This is a genomic window from Streptomyces sp. NBC_01314 (genome assembly GCF_041435215.1).
Lineage (GTDB): Bacteria > Actinomycetota > Actinomycetes > Streptomycetales > Streptomycetaceae > Streptomyces.
In genome coordinates, this window is record NZ_CP108394.1 from 9,095,474 (window position 1) to 9,113,618 (window position 18,145).

The window sequence follows — 18,145 nt, forward strand, 5'->3', positions numbered from 1 at the left end:
GGGTGACTCCCGTCCGCCCCGGCAACCCCTGCCGGGGCGGACGCGTCCCGGGGCATATGACACAAGACATGCTCACCACCCTCCGCCCCCTGCTGGTCGCGGAGGTGTCGGCCGAGGCCTACGCGGCCGGCGCCGAGGCGGGGGACCTGGAACAGGCGGTCTGGCTGCGTCTGCTGGAACGGCTCGACGCCGACGGCCCACCCGCGGACCCCGAGGGCTGGCTGCGCAGCGCCGTCCGCTTCGAGGCCCGCCTCAGCCGCCGCACGGCCCGGCTCGAACAGCCCTACGCCGCCGAGCCCGCCGACGAGCAAGCGCCCGGCCCCGAGCAGGAGGCCATGACGGCCGCCCGCCGCCGCGCGCTGTACGCGGCCGTGCGCCGGCTCCCCGGCCGCTGCCCCCGGCTGCTCGCGGCCCTGCTGTCCCCGAAGGACCTCACCTACCGTGAGATCGCGGGCGAGTTGGGTATCTCACAGGGCAGCCTCGGTCCGGAACGCTCCAGATGTCTGGGATGTCTTCGACGATTGCTGACCGCGGAGGTTGCGGCACGCGAACCACGGGGATAGGAGTGAAGGACATCGGGTGAGCAGGTGAGCGGGAGGCGTGCACACATGGGCATGAGCGTGACCATCTCGGTGGCGACCGGGCAGGACGCCGAGCAGATCTTCAGGCTGCAGTACCTGTGCTTCCAGAGCGAAGCGGCACTGTACGGCAACTACCGCATCGATCCGCTCGTCCAGAGCCTCGACTCGGTCCGTGAGGAGGTTGCCTCGGACTGTGTGTTCGTGGCCCGGCTGGGTGACGAGGTGGTCGGCTCCGTGCGCGGCGCCCTCGACGCCGACGGCACCGCGGCCATCGGCAAACTCTGCGTCCACCCGCGGCTCCAGGGCCACGGCATCGGCGCGAGGCTCCTGCGTGCCGCCGAGTCGGCCCTCGCGGAGGAGCGCGGCGCCACCAAGTTCCGCCTCAGCGCCGGTCACCGCAGCGAGGGCAGCCTCCGGTTGTACCGCCGGGTCGGCTACGAGACCGTGGGCACCGGCCAGGGCCGGGACGGCGTACCGATGGTGATCCTGGAGAAGCCGGCGGAGGCGTACGCCGCTACGGCGTGAAGGGGCGCGCGGCAGAGGGCGCCGCGTCAGGTCCGTCCGGCGGCCGACCGGTCCGCCGTGGCTTGTCGCGCCCACGCGGCGGAGCCGCGGTCGATACAGCCCCGCGCCCCTAACGGGGCGCCCGCGCACCCTTTCGCAACCAGTACATCGCCGTGACCGGAAGAATCACGGGAATGAACAGATACCCGATCCCGTAGTCCGACCACACCGTCCTGTCCGGAAACGCCGACGGCTCGACCAGCGTCCACGTGCCCACGATCAGCACGCCCGCCAGTTCCACCGCGCAACAGATCCGGGCCGCCCTCCGGGCGAACTCCCCGCCCCGCACCAGTGAGTACGTGATGAAGCCGTACACGACCCCGGCCGCGGCGGACAGCGAGTAGGCGAGCGGCGCGTGCTCGAACTCGGTCGAGATCTGCACGGCGGACCGCGACACCGCCCCGACCACCATCACGCCGTACAGCCACACCAGCAGCATGCCCGGCCCACTGATCAGCCGGGCCCGCTCGTTCTCCCGCGGCTCGTGGTCCGTGGTGGTCACGTCAGCCTCCCCAGATGTCGTAGAGCCGCACCTGCAGCACGGCGAGCACCACGCCGCCGGCCGCGACGGTCACGCTGCCCCAGCGGGTGCGCTCCGCCAGTGACATGAACCCGGTCACCGGGACGCAGACGAACGCCCCGAGGAGATAGGAGACGAAGATCGTGGTCCCCTGTTCCGGCTTCTCCCCGCGCGCCAACTGCACGATCCCGACGACCAGTTGCGCCAGGGCCAACACCGACACCACGGCCATGCCGATGAAGTGCCGGTCCTTGGTCGACTGATCGCGATACGCGGCCCAGCCGCACCAGGCGGCGAGCAGAAGCGCGGCGACGGCGGTCGTCACCGTCAGGGCAACAAGCATGCCGCGACCCTATTACGGCCCAAAACCCCGCCGCGCCCGGCCCCGGGCCTTGAAACCCGGGGGCCACGCATCGTGGCCTTGGCCACAACGGCAGGTGCCCGCATGGTGGACGTCACCTCGCGCACCTGCGGATATGCCTCTCAGGGCCGTCCGCTATACGGACAGGCCTCTCACACCTGCTTCATACATCTGCTTTACTGATCTCATGACCACGACGAGCTACCGCACCCTTGCGACCGAGGCGACGATGACGCCCGGTGCTCGTTGTATGTGTCGAATGTGCGCCTTCTAGAAGGCCCCGTACGCCGTTCCGCGTGACGGACCGAGCCTCCCGCGCATGTTCTCCCCCGGTTCCCTCGCCACCGCGAGAACCGTGTCGCGTCCCTGACAGCCTGCACCCGTGCCCGGGCACACCCACGCCCGCGTACTCGACAGTGACGGAAATCCAGTGATCACCACATCGGGCCTGACCAAGGTCTACCGAGGTCGCGGCCGCGAGACGACCGCTCTCGACGGCGTCGATCTGCATGTACGCGAGGGCGAGGTGTACGGCGTGATCGGCCAGTCCGGCGCCGGCAAGTCCTCGCTGATCCGCTGCGTCAACCTCCTCGAACGCCCCACCTCCGGAACCGTGACCGTCGCGGGCCAGGACCTGACCGCCCTGGCCGGCCGCGGCCCCCGCGCCGGCCGGGAACTCCGCCGGGCGCGCAGCCGTATCGGCATGGTCTTCCAGCACTTCAACCTGCTGTCCTCCCGCACCGTCCAGGACAACGTCGAGCTGCCCCTCGAAATCCTCGGCAGGTCCGGCAGGGACCGCTCCCGCAGGGCCCTGGAACTGCTCGACCTCGTCGGCCTCGCCGACAAGGCGAAGGCCTACCCGGCCCAGCTCTCCGGCGGCCAGAAGCAGCGCGTCGGCATCGCCCGCGCGCTGGCCGGCGACCCGAAGGTGCTCCTCTCCGACGAGGCCACCAGCGCCCTCGACCCGGAGACCACCCGCTCGATCCTGACGCTGCTGCGCGACCTGAACCGGCAACTGGGCCTGACCGTCCTGCTCATCACGCACGAGATGGACGTCGTCAAGACGATCTGCGACTCGGCCGCCCTCATGGAGAAGGGCCGGATCGTCGAGTCCGGCACGGTCAGCGAACTGCTCGCCACCCCCGGCTCCGAACTGGCCTCCGCCCTCTTCCCGGTGGGCGGCGAGGCCACCGGCGACGACCGGACGGTCCTCGACGTCACCTTCCAGGGCGAGACGGCGACCCGGCCGGTCATCTCGCAGCTCTCCCGTACGTACAACATCGACATCTCGATCCTCGGCGCCGCCATCGACACCGTCGGCGGCCTCCAGATCGGCCGGATGCGCATCGAGCTCCCCGGCCGCTACGAGGACAACGTCGTCCCCGTCGGATTCCTGCGCGAGCAGGGCCTGCAGATCGACGTGGTCGGCCGGGACATCCAGGCGTCCACGCTCGCGAAGGAAGGTGCCAAGTGACCTGGACCGAGATGTGGCCCCTGCTGGAGCAGGCGTGTTGGGACACGCTCTACATGGTCGGCTGGTCCACCCTCATCGCGATCGTCGGCGGTCTCCCGCTCGGCATCCTGCTCGTTCTCACGGACCGGGGCGGCCTGCTGCAGAACGTCCTCGCCAACAAGGTCATCGGGCAGATCGTGAACATCGCCCGCTCGATGCCCTTCATCATCCTGATGGTCGCGCTGATGGGCTTCACCCGCTGGGTCACCGGCTCGACGATCGGCCGCGAGGCCGCCATCGTGCCGCTCGCCATCGGCGCGATCCCGTTCTTCGCGCGCCTCGTCGAGACGGCCGTCCGCGAAGTGGACCACGGGCTCGTCGAGGCCGTTCAGGCCATGGGCGGCAACACCTGGACCGTCGTCCGCAGGGTCCTCGTCCCCGAGTCGCTGCCCTCGCTGATCTCCTCCGCCACCACGACCGTCGTCGCCCTCATCGGCTACTCGGCCATGGCCGGCACCGTCGGCGCGGGAGGCCTCGGCGACATCGCCATCCGGTACGGCTACCAGCGCTTCGAGACCGAACTGATGTGGATCACCGTGGCGGTCCTCGCGGTCGTCATCTCCGTCATCCAGTTCGCCGGTGACCACGCCGCCCGCGCCCTCCACCGGCGCGGCAGCCACACGGGCGCCGCACCGAGGCTTCGGCTGCTGAAGACCGAGCCCACCGCACCGACGGCCACCAAGGTCTAGCCCGCACCGCGGGTACCCGCAAATTTTCCCGTCCCACCCAAGACGGGATCACTCCGCCCAAAAGGAAAGGCACTTTTCGTGCGTAACACCACCAAACTGGCAACCGCCGTACTTACCGTCGGAGCCCTCACCCTCGGACTCACCGCCTGCGGCGCGGACAAGGCCGACAACGCCTCCGACACGAGCGGTCCGCTGGTCGTCGCCGCCAGCCCCACCCCGCACGCCGACATCCTCAACTTCGTGAAGGCCAACCTGGCCAAGGACGCGGGCCTGGAGCTGGAGGTCAAGGAGTTCAGCGACTACGTCCTGCAGAACCCGGCCACGGAGGACGGGTCCGTCGACGCCAACTACTTCCAGAACCAGCCGTACCTCGACGACTACAACAAGAAGAACGGCACCGACATCGTGCCCGTCGTCACGGTCCACCTGGAACCCCTCGGCCTGTACTCGAACAAGGTCGAGAGCGTCGGCGCCCTCAAGAGCGGTGCGAGCGTCGCCATCCCGAACGACACCGTCAACGAGGCGCGTGCCCTGCGGCTGCTCGACGCGAGCGGGATCATCACGCTCAAGGACGGCGTCGGCATCGACGCGACCCCCGCCGACATCACCGAGAACCCGAAGAAGCTCCAGTTCAAGGAGTTGGAGGCGGCCCAGACCCCGCGCTCCCTGGACGACGTCGACGCCGCGGTGATCAACGGCAACTACGCTCTCGAAGCCGATCTCTCGCCCGCCGACGACGCCCTCGCCGTCGAGCCCGCCAAGGACAACCCGAACGGCAACTTCCTCGCCGTCAAGAAGGGCAACGAGGACGACCCGCGCGTCGAGAAGCTCGCCAGGCTCCTCACCTCCGACGAGGTCAGGAAGTTCATCGAGGACAAGTGGAGCAACGGCTCCGTCATCCCTTCCTTCTGATCGGCCCTCCGGCCGTTCCTCTCGCCGCTCTTCCGAATCGGCGGCACGTATACGGCGTATCGCCACGCATGGGGTCCGCTCCCTCACGGGGAGTGGGCTCCATGGTGCGATTGAGTGCTTTCATGCTGCATGCTGGGCAGTTCAGCAGGCTCTCAAAGTTTTCGAAGGTTACGGAGCGGCGCATGATGAGGACCTTTCCCGACATCTCCATCAGCACGGATCGGTTGGTTCTGCGCCCGTTCGACGAGGACGACATCCAGGCGTTCATCGAGATGATGAACGACGAACAGGTGATGGCCTGGACCGATGTCCCGCAGCCCTTCACCGAACGTGAGGCGCGTACCTGGACCACGGAGTACGCGCCCGCCGAACGCACCTCCGGACGCGGCCTGGACCTCGCGGTCACCGAGTTCCTCACCCAGCGACTGGTCGGCCTCATCCAGCTCACCAAGACCGACTGGCACGTGCGGTCAACGGAACTGTCGTACGTCGTCGCCCCCTGGGCGCGCGGTGAGGGCTACGCCTCCGAGGCCGCCCTCGCGACCGCCCAATGGCTGTTCCGTGAGCAGAAGTTCGAACGGATCGAGCTGCGCACCGCCGCCGACAACACCGCCTCCCAGCAGGTCGCGCAGAAGATCGGCTGTATCAGCGAGGGTGTGCTGCGCAACGCCTGTATAGCGCGCACCCGAACCGCCGAGGACGGCTGGACCGAGGTCCGCACGGACTTCATCGTCTGGAGCCTCCTCCCGGAGGACATCGAGGGCGTCGGCGAGGAACTGGCCGACAGTGGTGGTTTCGGCTCCTACTCGGACTGGAACTGAACAACCCACGGGTACACCTGAGGCCGTAAGCCCGGAAACCGGGTCCCACCGCGTCACCAGGTACTCTCACGGGACCCTGCGCGGGCATTCCCGACGACCTGCGAAGACCCTCTGGAGACTGACGACGATGGCCGACCGGGTCACGGTGATCGGCTGGGACGGCTCCCCCCTGACCGCCGCGGCGCGCTCCGCCCTCGCCGCCGCCACGCTGGTGGCCGGCGCGGCCCACCACCTCGCACTGCCCGAAGTGCCCCCGCCCGCCGAACGCATCCGCCTCGGCAGTGTCGCTCTCGCCGCCCGCCGCATCGCCGGCCACCGAGGCACCGCCGTGGTCGTCGCCGACGGCGACCCGGGCTTCTTCGGCGTCGTCCGCACCCTCAGGTCCCCCGAGTTCGGCCTGGAGGTGGAAGTCGTCCCCGGCGTCTCCTCCGTGGCCGCCGCCTTCGCCCGCGCGGGCATGCCCTGGGACGACGCGCAGGTGGTCGTCGCCCACCGCCGTACGCTGCGCCGCGCGGTGAACGTGTGCCGTGCCCACACCAAGGTCGCCGTCCTCACCTCACCCGGCGCCGGACCCGCCGAACTGGGCCTGCTCCTCGACGGAGTTCTTCGCACCTTCGTGGTCTGCGAGGAACTCGGCACGGAACGCGAGCGGGTCACCGTCGTCACCTCCGACAAGGCTGTCGACCGCACCTGGCGCGACCCCAACCTCGTCATCGTCATCGGCGGTCACGCCGGCGCGACCGAGGACGGCGGCTGGCTCGCCGGCCGTGACCCCGGCACCGGACCCCGCGGCTGGGCCCTGCCGTCCGGCGTCTACGGCGACACCATGGGCGAGGGCGAGGCCGAACTGCTGCGCTCCTCCCAACTGGCCCGCCTGGGACCGCGCGTGGGCGACCTCGTGTGGGACATCGGCTCCGGCAGCGGCGCCTTCGCCACCGACGCGGCCCGCTGCGGCGCCGCCGTCATCGCCGTCGACCGCGACTGGGAGGCCTGCGCCCGTACGACCCTCGCCGCCCGCCGTTTCGGCGTACAGCTCCAGGTGGTCCACGGCGCCGCCCCGCACATCCTGGAAGATCTCCCCGAACCCGACGTCGTGCGCGTCGGCGGCGGGGGAGCGGCGGTGGTCTCCGCCGTCGCCGACCGCCGCCCGCAGCGCATCGTCACCCACGCCCTGACCCGCCCCGCCGCCGAGCGTGTAGGACGGGACCTGAACGAGCACGGGTACGAGGTCCGCTGCGACTTCGTCCAGTCCGTGGAACTCGATACAAGAGCCTGGACGGAGCGGGAACGGAGTGTCGCGTTCCTGCTCAGCGGGACGCTGCCCGAACGTTCCCTGTGATTCGGTTGTCGTACCGGCGCGGTAGGCTGGCCGACTGTTGTACCGCACTTCGACACCCGGCACTTCGTCGGTCAATGTCCTAAAAACGCGCCCGTTTTGGGAGCGTGTGTGGTACGGCGAAACGGGGAGGATGCGCAACGTGGCGCAGTCCACAGCGGACCGTCGCGGACCAAGCTGTCGCGACGGCGGGACGACCGGGACAATGGCCCTTCAATGGCTTTGTCGATATGCAGCCGGGTCGTCACGTGCCGCTGGGCACGCACGCTCGTTCTTCACAGTGGGGCGGTAGGTGCGCCGTTCCCGGGCCAGCTGGCATGGAGGCACTAACCGATGGGCGAGGGGTACGCATGACCGACACCGGCCAGGTCCCGGGCGAGGGACTGCCGGAGAGCGCAGGCATGGTGGAGCAGCCGGGCGTCCCTGCGCCGGGTGCGTACACCTACCTCTCCGAAACCGCCGCCGAGGACGAAGACCTCCTGCTGCCGGGTGCCCAGGGCGCGTGGGGCAACGAGATGCCGCCGCCGGCCCCCGAGCCCGTCGTCCAGGTCGTCCACGAGCCCGTCGTCCACGAGCCCGTCGTCCACGAGCCGGGCCCGCACGAGATGTCCGGCCGGGACAGCGGCTCGCTCGACCTCGGCGCCGTCCGCGCCACCGTCGCTACCCCGGTCCCGCAGCCGCCTGTGGCCCGCCGTCCGCTGCATCTCGGCCCGCTCACCCCCGACGCCTCCGCCAGCCCGGTCCGCTCCCTCGCCGACCGCGGCCCGGCGGGTGCCCCCGTCCCGCCCGGCGCCGTACGCCAGCCCGGCCCGCCCACCACCGGCCACGAGTACCTCGACGTGCCCCAGCAGCCGGTGTCCCAGTGGGTCGGCGCCCCCGCCACGGCCGCCCCGGAAGTGGCTGTCGGGGGAGCGGCCGCAGAAACGGTCGTTCCGCAGGAGGCGCGGCTTTCCGTGGCCGTGGCGGAGACACCGCCGGCCGTGGAGTCACCGCAGGTCGCGGACGTGTCGGAGGAGTTCCAGGACGCCGAGGCCCTCCACCGGGCCCAGGACGCCGCCTACGCCCTGGCCCAGGAGGCCGCGGCCGCGCAGTTCCGAACCCCGGAGGCGGTGGGGACCCCGGTCGCCGCGCAGTTCCAGGTTCCGGAGGCGGCTGAAGCGCCGACCGCCGCGCAGACCGAGGTTCCGGAGGCGGTCGAGGCACAGGCCCACGCCCCGGAGATCGCGGAAGCGCCGGCCGCCGCTCAGGCACAGGTCCCGGAGAGCGTCGAAGCCCCCGAGCCGGCCCCGGAGACAGCCGTGGAGCCCTCGGCACCCGAGGCCGCCGAGATCGCGTCCGTAGTGGAGGCCTCGCCGTCCGAGGCTCCGCAGGGCCCCGAGCCGGTGGCGACGGCACCCGAGGCGCCGGCCTTCGAGGAGGCCGCGCCTGTTGCCCCGGCCACGCAGGTACCGGACGCGACGCCCTTCCCCCCGGCCGCCCAGAACCCCGAGCCGGTCCAGGCCGGGCCCGTCGTCGCGGCCCAGGACATCTCTCAGGTTCCCCAGGAGCCCGAGGAAATCACCGAGCCCGTCGACGCGTCCGTTCCGGCCCGCCTCACCGAGGCCGACGCACCGCCGCAGGCCGACACCGCGGCCGTGTCGCCCGCACCGGCCGACGCGGCCGTGGCGGAGCACACCGAGCAGGCGGTCGCCCCCGAGCAGCAGGCGCCGACCGCCGTTGCCGTTGAGCAGGCAGACTCCGGCGTGCCGGACCCGCAGTTCGCGACCGCCGCGCCGGACGAGCAGAGCGCCCTCGCGTCCCCGGACGAGCGCGCCGCCGACGCCGTACCGGACACCGCACAGGACGCCGCCCTCGCGCAGGACCCGCAGCAGCCGACGGAGGCCACGGTCCCCGAGGAGCCGCAGCTCACGGAGGCCGGGGCAGTCGAGGCCGGCACGTCGGAAGCCCTGACGGAGGCCGCACAGCCCCAGCACCCGGCCGAGGAGCCCCAGCCGTCGGCGCCCACGCAGCCGGAACCACCCGCGGTGCAGGGCCCTCAGGCCGCCGAGCCGGTCACACCCGCCGCGGACCAGGACCAGGATCACGACGAGAACGAGAACCAGAACGAGGACCGGCACGAGTCCGCGACGGCCCGGTCCGCCGAGACCGCTCCGCAGCCGGAGGCTGCTCAGCCGACCATGCTCGAAGCCGTAGTCGAGCCCGAGGTCACGGATGTGAACACGGCGGACCGGTCGGCCGAGGGCGCGGAGGCCCAGGAGGCCGCCCCCACCGACCTGTTGACCGGCGAGGCTTCGTCCGACCTGTCCGCCCCTTCGGAGCCCGCAGCCGACCAGGCGACCGAAGACCCCGCGCATGAAGACCCCGCGCATGAGGACCCCGCGCATGAGGACCCCGCGTCCGTGGCCCTCTCAGCCGCCGAGCCCCTCGCCGCCGATGCCCCGATCCCCGTGGCCTTCCAGATCGACGCCCCCCAGGGCGCCGTGGTCCAGCCCCTGACCGAGCCCGCCCCCGGCGCCGCGCTCGCGGGAGCCCTCCAGGAGCCCGCGCCCCAGGCCGACGCCGACCTGCGGCTGGGCCGGTCCGTGCCCGTCGGCGGCTCCGTGCCGACCACCCCGCACCCGGCCCCGACCCCGCCCCACGGGATGGTGGTCCCGCCGCTGCCCGCGGACGACCGGCAGACGCCCGTGGTCACCGAGTTCCCGCCGGCCGAGGGACAGGCGGAGGCAGCCGAGTCCACACCCGCCCCGGAGACCGCGGCCACGGTTCCCGCCCCCCGGGACTCCGAGGCCGAGACGATCGTCGTACCGCAGCCGCTCGTGGCGGCCGACGCGCACCCGGACGTCGTCCAGAACGCCGAGGACCTGGACACCAGGGCCGCCGACCAGGAGGACGGCGAAGCGGTGACGCCGGAGACAGAAGCAGTGGAAGCAGCGGCCGAAGAGAGCACGGCACCGGTGGAAGAAGCACCCGAAGGCGTACGGGAAGACGTAAGGGAAGAAGTACGGAAACCCACGGGCCCGGCCGCGCCCCCCTACGACGACGCCGAACGCGAGGCCGTCCTCAAGGTCATGCGTGAGCGCCGGGACATCCGCAACGGCTTCCGCGACGACCCGATCCCGCACGACGTGCTGCTCCGCGTCCTGGAAGCAGCCCACACGGCACCCTCCGTCGGCCACTCGCAGCCCTGGGACTTCGTCGTCATCCGCTCGGCCGAGACGCGCCGCACGATGCACGAACTCGCCCAGCGCCAGCGCGAGGCGTACGCGAAGTCGCTGCCGAAGGGCCGGGCGAAGCAGTTCAAGGAACTGAAGATCGAGGCGATCCTCGACACCCCGGTGAACATCGTCGTCACCGCCGATCCGACCCGCGGCGGCCGCCACACCCTGGGCCGTCACACCCAGCCGCAGATGGCCCCGTACTCCTCCGCCCTCGCGGTCGAGAACCTGTGGCTCGCGGCCCGCGCCGAGGGCCTCGGCGTCGGCTGGGTCAGCTTCTTCGACGAGCGCGAGATGGTCCGCGCCCTCGGCCTGCCCGACCACCTGGAAATCGTGGCCTACCTGTGCGTCGGGTACGTCGACGAGTTCCCGGAGGAGCCCGAGCTGATGCAGGCGGGCTGGGCCAAGCGCCGCCCGCTGTCCTGGGTCGTCCACGAGGAGACGTACGGCCGCCGCGCCCTGCCCGGCGCCGAGCCGCACGACCTGCTCGCCGAGACCGTCGCCGGTATCCGCCCGCTGGACGCCAAGGCGCTCGGCGAGGCGTGGGAGCGCCAGAAGCGGATGACCAAGCCGGCGGGCGCGCTCGGCATGCTGGAGATCATCTCCGCCCAGCTGTCCGGTCTGTCCCGGCAGTGCCCGCCGCCCATCCCGGAACCCGCGGCCGTCGCGATCTTCGCGGGCGACCACGGCGTCCACGCCCAGGGCGTCACCCCCTGGCCCCAGGAGGTGACGGCCCAGATGGTCGCCAACTTCCTCGGCGGGGGAGCGGTCTGCAACGCGTTCGCCAACCAGGTGGGCGCCGAGGTATGCGTCATCGACGTGGGCGTGGCGAGCGACCTCCCGGCCACCCCCGGGTTGCTGCCGCGCAAGATCCGCGCCGGTACGTCCGACATGACCACCGGTCCCGCGATGACCCGCGAGGAGGCCAAGCAGGCCATCGAGGTGGGCATCGAGACGGCCCGCGACCTTGTCGCGGCCGGCAACAAGGCGCTCCTCACAGGCGAGATGGGCATCGCCAACACCACGGCGTCCGCCGCCCTGATCGCCGTCTTCACCGGCGCGGACCCCGCCGAGGTCACCGGCCGGGGCACCGGCATCAACGACGAGACCCTCGCCCGCAAGACCGATGTCGTACGCCGTGCCATCGAGCTGCACCAGCCGGACCCCGCCGACCCCATCGGCGTCCTGGCGGCGATCGGCGGCTTCGAACACGCCGCCATCGTGGGTCTCCTCCTGGGCGGCGCCTCCTTGCGTACGCCGGTGATCCTCGACGGCGTCAGCGCCGGCGCCGCCGCGCTGGTGGCCCGCGCCATCGCCCCCGAGGTCCTCGCTGCCTGCATCGCAGGCCACCGCAGCGCCGAGCCGGGTCACGTGGCCGCCCTCCAGAAACTGGGCCTGCGCCCCCTGGTCGACCTGGACCTCCGCCTGGGCGAGGGCACCGGCGCCCTCCTGGCCCTCCCGGTCGTCCAGAGCGCGGCCAGGGCGATGCACGAGGTGGCGACGTTCGACTCGGCGGGGGTAACCGAGAAGTAGGGGGACCGGAACCGCCTTCAGGGCTGTGGGCAGTCGTTCCGCCAGGGCGGAACGGGTGGGCACAGCCCGCCCATGGGGCCGCACGTCCGGCTCCGCCGTGTGCGGAGCCCCCACGCGGCGGAGCCGCATAGTGTTGCAGCCGGGAAGGGCCGGGTAGGGGGAGCAAAACCCCACCCCGCCCCCGCCACCCACTCACCCGCATCTTAAAATCCGCACGTCAGGGCCCACTCCAAAGCCGCAGGGGCTCCGTCTCGCACCGCCGCCCGCCAGCCCGAGGAGCCGCACCCTCATGGCCGAACATCCCGCCTACCCCGTAGGCCTCCGCCTCACCGGCCGCCGAGTGGTCGTCATCGGCGGCGGCCAGGTCGCCCAGCGCCGCCTCCCCGCCCTGATCGCGGCCGGCGCCGACATCCTCCTCGTGTCCCCGAGCGCGACCCCCTCCGTGGAGGCGATGGCGGACGCGGGCGAGCTGACCTGGGAGAAGCGCAGGTACGAGGAGGGCGACCTCGCCGAGGCCTGGTACGTCCTGATCGCCACCGGCGACCCGCAGGCGAACGCGCGCGCGTCCGCCGAGGCGGAGCGGCACCGCATCTGGTGCGTCCGCTCGGACAACGCCGAGGAAGCCACCGCCTGGACCCCGGCGACCGGCCACAGCGAAGGCGTCACGGTCGCCGTGCTCACCGCCAACGCCCAGGGCCGCGACCCCCGCCACACCGCCGCCATCCGCGACGCGGTCGTCGAGGGCCTGCGCGACGGCACCCTCGTCGCCCCCCACCACCGCACCCGCACCCCAGGCGTCTCCCTCGTCGGCGGCGGCCCCGGCGACCCCGACCTGATCACCGTGCGGGGCCGCCGCCTCCTCGCCGAGGCCGACGTCGTCATCGCCGACCGCCTCGGCCCGCGCGACCTGCTCGCCGAACTCCCGCCGCACGTCGAGGTGATCGACGCGGCGAAGATCCCGTACGGCCGTTTCATGGCGCAGGAGGCCATCAACAACGCGCTGATCGAACACGCCAAGCAGGGCAAGTCGGTCGTGCGCCTCAAGGGCGGCGACCCGTACGTCTTCGGCCGCGGTATGGAGGAGCTGCACGCGCTCGCCGAGGCCGGCATCCCCTGCACGGTCGTCCCCGGTATCTCCAGCTCGATCTCCGTCCCGAGCGCGGCCGGTATCCCCGTCACCCACCGGGGCGTCGCCCACGAGTTCACCGTGGTCAGCGGCCATGTGGCCCCCGACGACGAGCGTTCCCTGGTCGACTGGCCCGCCCTCGCCCGGCTGACCGGCACCCTCGTCATCCTCATGGGCGTCGACAAGATCGGCAGGATCGCCGAGACCCTGGTGGCGAACGGCAAGTCCCCGGACACCCCGGTCGCCCTGATCCAGGAGGGCACCACGGCCGCCCAGCGCCGGGTCGACGCGACCCTCGCCACGGTCGCCGAGACCGTGCGCGCGCAGGAGGTCAGGCCGCCGGCGGTCATCGTGATCGGCGAGGTCGTGAAGGTGGGGCCCCGGTCGAACACGTGATCCCCCGGGCGGCGATCCCGGACCGTGGGGGAGCGGAACCGTAACCACCGGTAACCCAACCCGTCCCAAGCCGTTGGCACCACACCCAGGACAAGGCAGTATCACCCTGTGGCCGATCTCATCACCGTTGAGGACCCCGACGACCCGCGCCTGCGCGACTACACCGGCCTGACCGACGTGGAGTTGCGCCGCAGGCGCGAACCCGCCGAGGGCCTGTTCATCGCCGAGGGCGAGAAGGTCATCAGACGGGCCAAGGAAGCCGGCTACGAGATGCGCTCGATGCTGCTCTCCGCCAAGTGGGTCGACGTCATGCGCGACGTCATCGACGAACTCCCGGCCCCCGTCTACGCGGTCAGCCCCGAACTGGCCGAACAGGTCACGGGCTACCACGTCCACCGGGGAGCCCTCGCCTCCATGCAGCGCAAGCCCCTGCCCATGGCGGACGAGCTGCTGGTGGGAGCCGCCCGCCGGGTGGTGATCATGGAGTCGGTCAACGACCACACCAACATCGGCGCCATCTTCCGCTCGGCCGCCGCGCTCGGCATGGACGCGGTCCTGCTCTCCCCGGACTGCGCCGACCCGCTCTACCGCCGCAGTGTCAAGGTCTCCATGGGCGCGGTCTTCTCCGTGCCGTACGCCCGTCTGGACACCTGGCCCAGGGGCCTCGACGCGGTCCGCGACGCCGGCTTCACCCTGCTCGCCCTCACCCCGGACGAGAAGGCGAAGTCCCTCGACGAGACCGCCCCGCACCGTATGGACCGCGTCGCCCTCATGCTCGGTGCCGAGGGAGACGGCCTGTCCACCAAGGCCCTCATGTCCGCCGACGAATGGGTCCGCATCCCCATGGCCCACGGCGTCGACTCCCTCAACGTGGGCGCGGCGGCGGCAGTCGCCTTCTACGCGGTGGCGACAGGCAGGCCGCAACCCTGAGAGGGCCGCATCCCGGCCCCGACAAGGGCGCGGGGAACTGTGCGATCACCTCCTCCACGACCCGCGGTGTGCGACCGAGCCGCAGTCCGAGTCATGTCTTCTTCGGCACTCTTGTCACCGGCCGACCGTCAGCCGCCGTCCGACTCCACGAATGACTGCTCCTGCCGGAGGCCACCGCCGAGCCCACGCGACGGTCCCTGGCACCCCTGCGCCGTAGCGATCCCGAGCGCGGCCAGCAACGTCACCACGACGAACACCACGAGCCGCTGCCGCAGCAAGCGCGGATTGGCGGGCCGCCGCCCGGTCCCGTTGGTCCGCGGCCCCGGCCGCCCCGCACCACTGCGCGGCGCGGGCCGCTTCCCGGACCCGGTCGAGTTGCGAGACGGCGCGGGGCGCGCACCGGGCCGTGAGCCACCACCGGTCCGCGAACCGCCACTACTGCCGCCGCCCGTCCGGGAGCCCCCGGCCCGGGGCGGTGGCGTACCCGACGCCCCCGGCTGCGACCGGCGCGTGTCCGGCGGCTGCCGCAACGTGCGCTGCTCGACGTACTGCTCCGCGAGCCGCCCCGAAGGCCGGTCCGGATCCGTACGCGGCGCGGGCGGCCGGACGTCGGACATCCCCTGTGCCTCACGGGAGGCGATCTCCTTGAGCCGCAGCGACAGTTGCAGCGTGCTGGGCCGCTCCTCCGGATCCTTCGCCAGACAGGCGCGGACCAAGGGGGCGAGCGCGTCGGGTACCCCGCGCAGCTGCGCCTCCTCGTGCACCACCCGGTAGAGCATGACCTCCGAACTGCCGTGTCCGAAGGGCGAGTCGGAGGTCGCCGCGTAGGCGAGCGTGGCACCGAGGGAGAAGACGTCCGTGGCCGGCGTGACGGCGGCCCCGCGCACCTGTTCGGGCGCGAGGAAGCCGGGCGATCCCACGGCCGTACCGACATGGGTCAGGGTCGAGGCCCCGGTCGCCCACGCGATACCGAAGTCGATGATCCGCGGCCCCTTCGGGGACAGCAGGATGTTGGACGGCTTCAGGTCCCGGTGAACGACACCTGCCTCGTGCACGGCGACGAGCCCCTCGGAGAGGGCGGCACCGACGGCGGCCACGTCGGCGGCCGACATGGGGCCCTCGTCGGCGACCTTGTCGTGAAGCGAGGGTCCCGGCACGTACTGCGTGGCGAACCACGGCCGGTCCGCGTCCAGATCGGCGGCGACCAGCCGGGCGGTGCACCCGCCCCTGATCCGCCGCGCCGCCGAGACCTCGCGCGCGAACCGTGACCGGAACTCCTGATCCTCCGCCAGGTCCGGCCGGATGACCTTGAGCGCGACGCGCTGTCCACGCCGGTCGGAGCCCAGGTAGACGACGCCCATCCCGCCCGCGCCGAGCCGTCTGTGGATCCTGAACGAGCCGACGACGCGCGGGTCCTCGCGCCTCAGGCGCATCATCGCCATGTTCATCCCCGCTGCCCGTTCCGTCTGACGAGCCACAGCTTACGTTTCCACGGCCGGGCGTGCGCAGAGGCCGCGCCCTCCCGACCCGATGGATTGTCAGTGCCGGGTGAGAAACTTGAAGAGTGGTCAGGGAACAGGAGTTCGGGACGGAGTTGGGCTGACCGTGATCCCAACCAGCCGCCACAGAAGGGGGATTGAACCCGTGAAGGGTGACCGAGTGGAGATAGTCGTGGACGCAGGGGACACGACGCGCACCTACGAGGTGATCGCGAGCAGGGCAGGCCGCCGGGTGGAGACGGCGGTACGGCGAGGCGTGGTGGAAGTGAGCGAAGTCACCCGGAACGGCTCGGTGGTGCGTACGGCCAGGTTCATGGCGAACCGGGTCCTCGCACTGGTCGAGCAGCCGGTGCCCCGCGAGGACGGTTCGGAGCGGAACGGGTAACAGATGGGGCAGACCGGGCGTCCCTTCCGGGAAGACCCCGAGACGTAGGACCTCGTCTCCACCCTGGGGAGTACGCCGCAGGTCATCGCTCATCCTCCGGGAGGCCCGGCAATAGGTACGAGGGCATGACGACCCACACCCGCCGCGCGCCTAGATTTGAGGTCAAGCGGCGGGTGACAGCACTCGTCCCCCGAGGTCAGGCACCCGCCGCTGCCAAAGACAAGCAACACCGACGAGAGATCAGAGGAGGGACCATGGCCCACACGGCACCGCGGACCGCGATCCGCACACGGGAGCGCAGAACGTTCACCGCCGACCGCCGGCCGGGTCGTCGTCACCCCTTGGTGGCGACCGCGATGGTCCTCCCTCTGGCGGCCCTGCTCGTGTACGCCTTCGGCGGCTGGGAAGCAGTGGTCACACAAGCGTCGTCCGTGGGTGTGATGCTGGGGCGCTGAGCGGCGACCCCAGGCCCGGAAGAGCGGTCCGGGCGGGGACATCCACCCATGAAACCCCGTGGGGACGGGGGTGCGGCGGACGGCAATAAACGCCCGCGCAGCTGGGGAGCTGCGCGGGCGTTGCCATGTCCGGTCCCACCTGGCCGCGGGCAGCCTGTCTCCCTGACCCACCTCGCTCCCTGACCCGCCTGAGGCCCTGCGGGCAATCGCGCCGCCGGGGCGATGGGGGAGGGAGGGCGCAGCGGCGTCTCGTATCCCCGAGCCGCGGAACCTCCCCCGGCCCACCCCTGGCAAGGCGCACCCGAAACGTAGGCTCACCGACAGCGCCGTACGCCCAAGCAGGGGGACCCCATGACCACCACAGCCGACGCCGACGTGCTCCCCGCCCTCAGGGCCAAGGTACGCAGCACGGCCCACCCCGAATCCACCCCCTGCTCCCACCCCGACTCGGTCCTCGCGGAACGGGCCGACGGCACAGTCGTCCGCCACGCCGACACCGTCGCCAAGGCCCACGCCCCCGGCACCGACCCCACCCACCTGACGCTCCGCCTGACCGTCGCCACCTCCCACCCCGACACCCTCCTCGCTCCCCTCCACCCCGTCCCGGCCCAGCTCCACGACCGCCTCGTCACGTTCTGGCCGTACGGCACCCCGGTCGACCCCGAGACCCCGGAAGCCGCCCCCTGGGAGGAGGCGGCCACCCTCCTCGCCCGTCTCCACCGGCAGCCACCGCCCCAGGGCCTGCCGGCCATGCGCGGCCCGGCCAAGGCGGCCCAGGCCGTCGCCCGCCTCGAAGCCGCCGCACCGCACCACCCCGCCACGGCCTCGGTACTCCGCGCCTGGCACACCCTCCCCGCCTGGGCCAGGGCCGAGGCCCCCATGCCCGACACGGCCACCCTCTGCCACGGCGACCTGCACCTCGGCCAGCTCGTCCGTCACCCGGTGACCACGGGCCCCTGGCGACTCATCGACGTCGACGACCTCGGCGTGGGCGTCCCCGCCTGGGACCTCGCCCGCCCCGCCGCCTGGTACGCCTGCGGCCTCCTCCTGCCCGACGAGTGGACCCGCTTCCTCACCGCCTACCAGCGGGCCGACGGCCCGGCGGTCCCCGCGCACGACGACCCCTGGCCCGTACTGGACGTACCGGCGCGCGCACTCACCGTGCAGACCGCGGCCCTCGCGATCGCGAAGTCCACGATGGCCGCCCGGCCCCTCGACGACGCGCAGCAGTCCGTTGTGGACGCATGTGACCGAATGGGAGGCATCCCGCCGGAGTTGACCGACGCTTTCCCGAAGTAGGGTGCAACCG

At 71.9% G+C, this 18,145-nt stretch carries 16 protein-coding genes; 13 read left to right on the forward strand and 3 right to left on the reverse strand.

All coding sequences use genetic code 11. From position 1 onward, the window contains the following. The first annotated feature begins 56 nt into the window (after nt 1–56). A complete protein-coding gene (locus OG622_RS40020) occupies nt 57–563 on the forward strand; it encodes an RNA polymerase sigma factor (protein WP_371581539.1) in 507 nt (168 codons plus the stop codon). A gap of 45 nt (nt 564–608) precedes the next feature. Continuing rightward, complete coding sequence (locus OG622_RS40025; RefSeq protein WP_371581541.1) at nt 609–1,106, forward strand: GNAT family N-acetyltransferase; 498 nt, start codon at nt 609–611, stop codon at nt 1,104–1,106. Between the two features lie 109 nt (nt 1,107–1,215). On the opposite strand, the gene OG622_RS40030 is transcribed toward OG622_RS40025, so the two are convergent. Next, nucleotides 1,216–1,647, reverse strand: a complete 432-nt coding sequence (locus OG622_RS40030; protein ID WP_371581542.1) for a hypothetical protein — start codon at nt 1,645–1,647, stop codon at nt 1,216–1,218. A 1-nt stretch (nt 1,648) separates the two neighbouring features. After that, nucleotides 1,649–2,008, reverse strand: a complete 360-nt coding sequence (locus OG622_RS40035) for a hypothetical protein (RefSeq protein WP_371581543.1) — start codon at nt 2,006–2,008, stop codon at nt 1,649–1,651. 448 nt (nt 2,009–2,456) lie between these two features. Here OG622_RS40035 and OG622_RS40040 point away from each other — a divergent pair, with 448 nt between their 5' ends. The 8 genes from OG622_RS40040 (at nt 2,457) to OG622_RS40075 (ending at nt 14,497) form a co-directional block, all read left to right on the forward strand. Beyond that, nucleotides 2,457–3,500, forward strand: coding sequence for a methionine ABC transporter ATP-binding protein (locus OG622_RS40040; RefSeq protein WP_371581544.1), 1,044 nt, complete (start codon nt 2,457–2,459; stop codon nt 3,498–3,500). Then, nucleotides 3,497–4,228 (forward strand): methionine ABC transporter permease, encoded by a 732-nt coding sequence (locus OG622_RS40045; protein ID WP_371581546.1) that lies wholly within the window; start codon nt 3,497–3,499, stop codon nt 4,226–4,228. Before OG622_RS40040 ends, OG622_RS40045 begins: the two co-directional genes overlap by 4 nt. A gap of 78 nt (nt 4,229–4,306) precedes the next feature. Beyond that, nucleotides 4,307–5,140 (forward strand): MetQ/NlpA family ABC transporter substrate-binding protein, encoded by an 834-nt coding sequence (locus tag OG622_RS40050; protein WP_371581548.1) that lies wholly within the window; start codon nt 4,307–4,309, stop codon nt 5,138–5,140. Nucleotides 5,141–5,322: 182 nt separating this feature from the next. Further along, complete coding sequence (locus tag OG622_RS40055) at nt 5,323–5,961, forward strand: GNAT family N-acetyltransferase (protein ID WP_371581550.1); 639 nt, start codon at nt 5,323–5,325, stop codon at nt 5,959–5,961. A gap of 127 nt (nt 5,962–6,088) precedes the next feature. Next, on the forward strand, nt 6,089–7,300 hold the full coding sequence (cbiE, locus tag OG622_RS40060; protein WP_371581551.1) for a precorrin-6y C5,15-methyltransferase (decarboxylating) subunit CbiE: 1,212 nt from the start codon (nt 6,089–6,091) through the stop codon (nt 7,298–7,300). 347 nt (nt 7,301–7,647) lie between these two features. Next, entirely contained in the window at nt 7,648–12,045 is a 4,398-nt protein-coding gene (cobT, locus tag OG622_RS40065) for a nicotinate-nucleotide--dimethylbenzimidazole phosphoribosyltransferase (RefSeq protein ID WP_371581553.1), read from the forward strand. A gap of 289 nt (nt 12,046–12,334) precedes the next feature. Further along, nucleotides 12,335–13,567, forward strand: coding sequence for a uroporphyrinogen-III C-methyltransferase (gene cobA / locus OG622_RS40070; protein WP_371581555.1), 1,233 nt, complete (start codon nt 12,335–12,337; stop codon nt 13,565–13,567). A gap of 108 nt (nt 13,568–13,675) precedes the next feature. Then, the gene (locus OG622_RS40075) at nt 13,676–14,497 is read left to right on the forward strand and encodes a TrmH family RNA methyltransferase (RefSeq protein WP_371581556.1); all 822 of its coding nucleotides are present in this window, start codon (nt 13,676–13,678) and stop codon (nt 14,495–14,497) included. A gap of 128 nt (nt 14,498–14,625) precedes the next feature. On the opposite strand, the gene OG622_RS40080 is transcribed toward OG622_RS40075, so the two are convergent. Continuing rightward, nucleotides 14,626–15,945, reverse strand: coding sequence for a serine/threonine-protein kinase (locus tag OG622_RS40080; protein ID WP_371584368.1), 1,320 nt, complete (start codon nt 15,943–15,945; stop codon nt 14,626–14,628). Between the two features lie 196 nt (nt 15,946–16,141). Here OG622_RS40080 and OG622_RS40085 point away from each other — a divergent pair, with 196 nt between their 5' ends. From OG622_RS40085 to OG622_RS40095, 3 genes are all read left to right on the forward strand, one after another. After that, nucleotides 16,142–16,381, forward strand: coding sequence for a hypothetical protein (locus OG622_RS40085; protein WP_028796681.1), 240 nt, complete (start codon nt 16,142–16,144; stop codon nt 16,379–16,381). Between the two features lie 254 nt (nt 16,382–16,635). Beyond that, nucleotides 16,636–16,836, forward strand: a complete 201-nt coding sequence (locus OG622_RS40090; RefSeq protein WP_020114444.1) for a hypothetical protein — start codon at nt 16,636–16,638, stop codon at nt 16,834–16,836. A gap of 351 nt (nt 16,837–17,187) precedes the next feature. After that, the gene (locus OG622_RS40095; RefSeq protein WP_371581559.1) at nt 17,188–18,135 is read left to right on the forward strand and encodes a phosphotransferase family protein; all 948 of its coding nucleotides are present in this window, start codon (nt 17,188–17,190) and stop codon (nt 18,133–18,135) included. The last annotated feature ends 10 nt before the right edge of the window (nt 18,136–18,145 follow it).

Bases quoted from the DNA above. Each gene is read 5' to 3' on its own strand.
- OG622_RS40020 (WP_371581539.1), top strand. From the start codon at position 57: ATGACACAAGACATGCTCACCACCCTCCGCCCCCTGCTGGTCGCGGAG.
- cobT (WP_371581553.1), top strand. From the start codon at position 7,648: ATGACCGACACCGGCCAGGTCCCGGGCGAGGGACTGCCGGAGAGCGCA.
- OG622_RS40095 (WP_371581559.1), top strand. From the start codon at position 17,188: ATGACCACCACAGCCGACGCCGACGTGCTCCCCGCCCTCAGGGCCAAG.
- cbiE (WP_371581551.1), top strand. From the start codon at position 6,089: ATGGCCGACCGGGTCACGGTGATCGGCTGGGACGGCTCCCCCCTGACC.
- OG622_RS40090 (WP_020114444.1), top strand. From the start codon at position 16,636: ATGGCCCACACGGCACCGCGGACCGCGATCCGCACACGGGAGCGCAGA.
- OG622_RS40035 (WP_371581543.1), bottom strand. From the start codon at position 2,008: ATGCTTGTTGCCCTGACGGTGACGACCGCCGTCGCCGCGCTTCTGCTC.
- OG622_RS40025 (WP_371581541.1), top strand. From the start codon at position 609: ATGGGCATGAGCGTGACCATCTCGGTGGCGACCGGGCAGGACGCCGAG.
- OG622_RS40080 (WP_371584368.1), bottom strand. From the start codon at position 15,945: ATGAACATGGCGATGATGCGCCTGAGGCGCGAGGACCCGCGCGTCGTC.
- cobA (WP_371581555.1), top strand. From the start codon at position 12,335: ATGGCCGAACATCCCGCCTACCCCGTAGGCCTCCGCCTCACCGGCCGC.
- OG622_RS40055 (WP_371581550.1), top strand. From the start codon at position 5,323: ATGATGAGGACCTTTCCCGACATCTCCATCAGCACGGATCGGTTGGTT.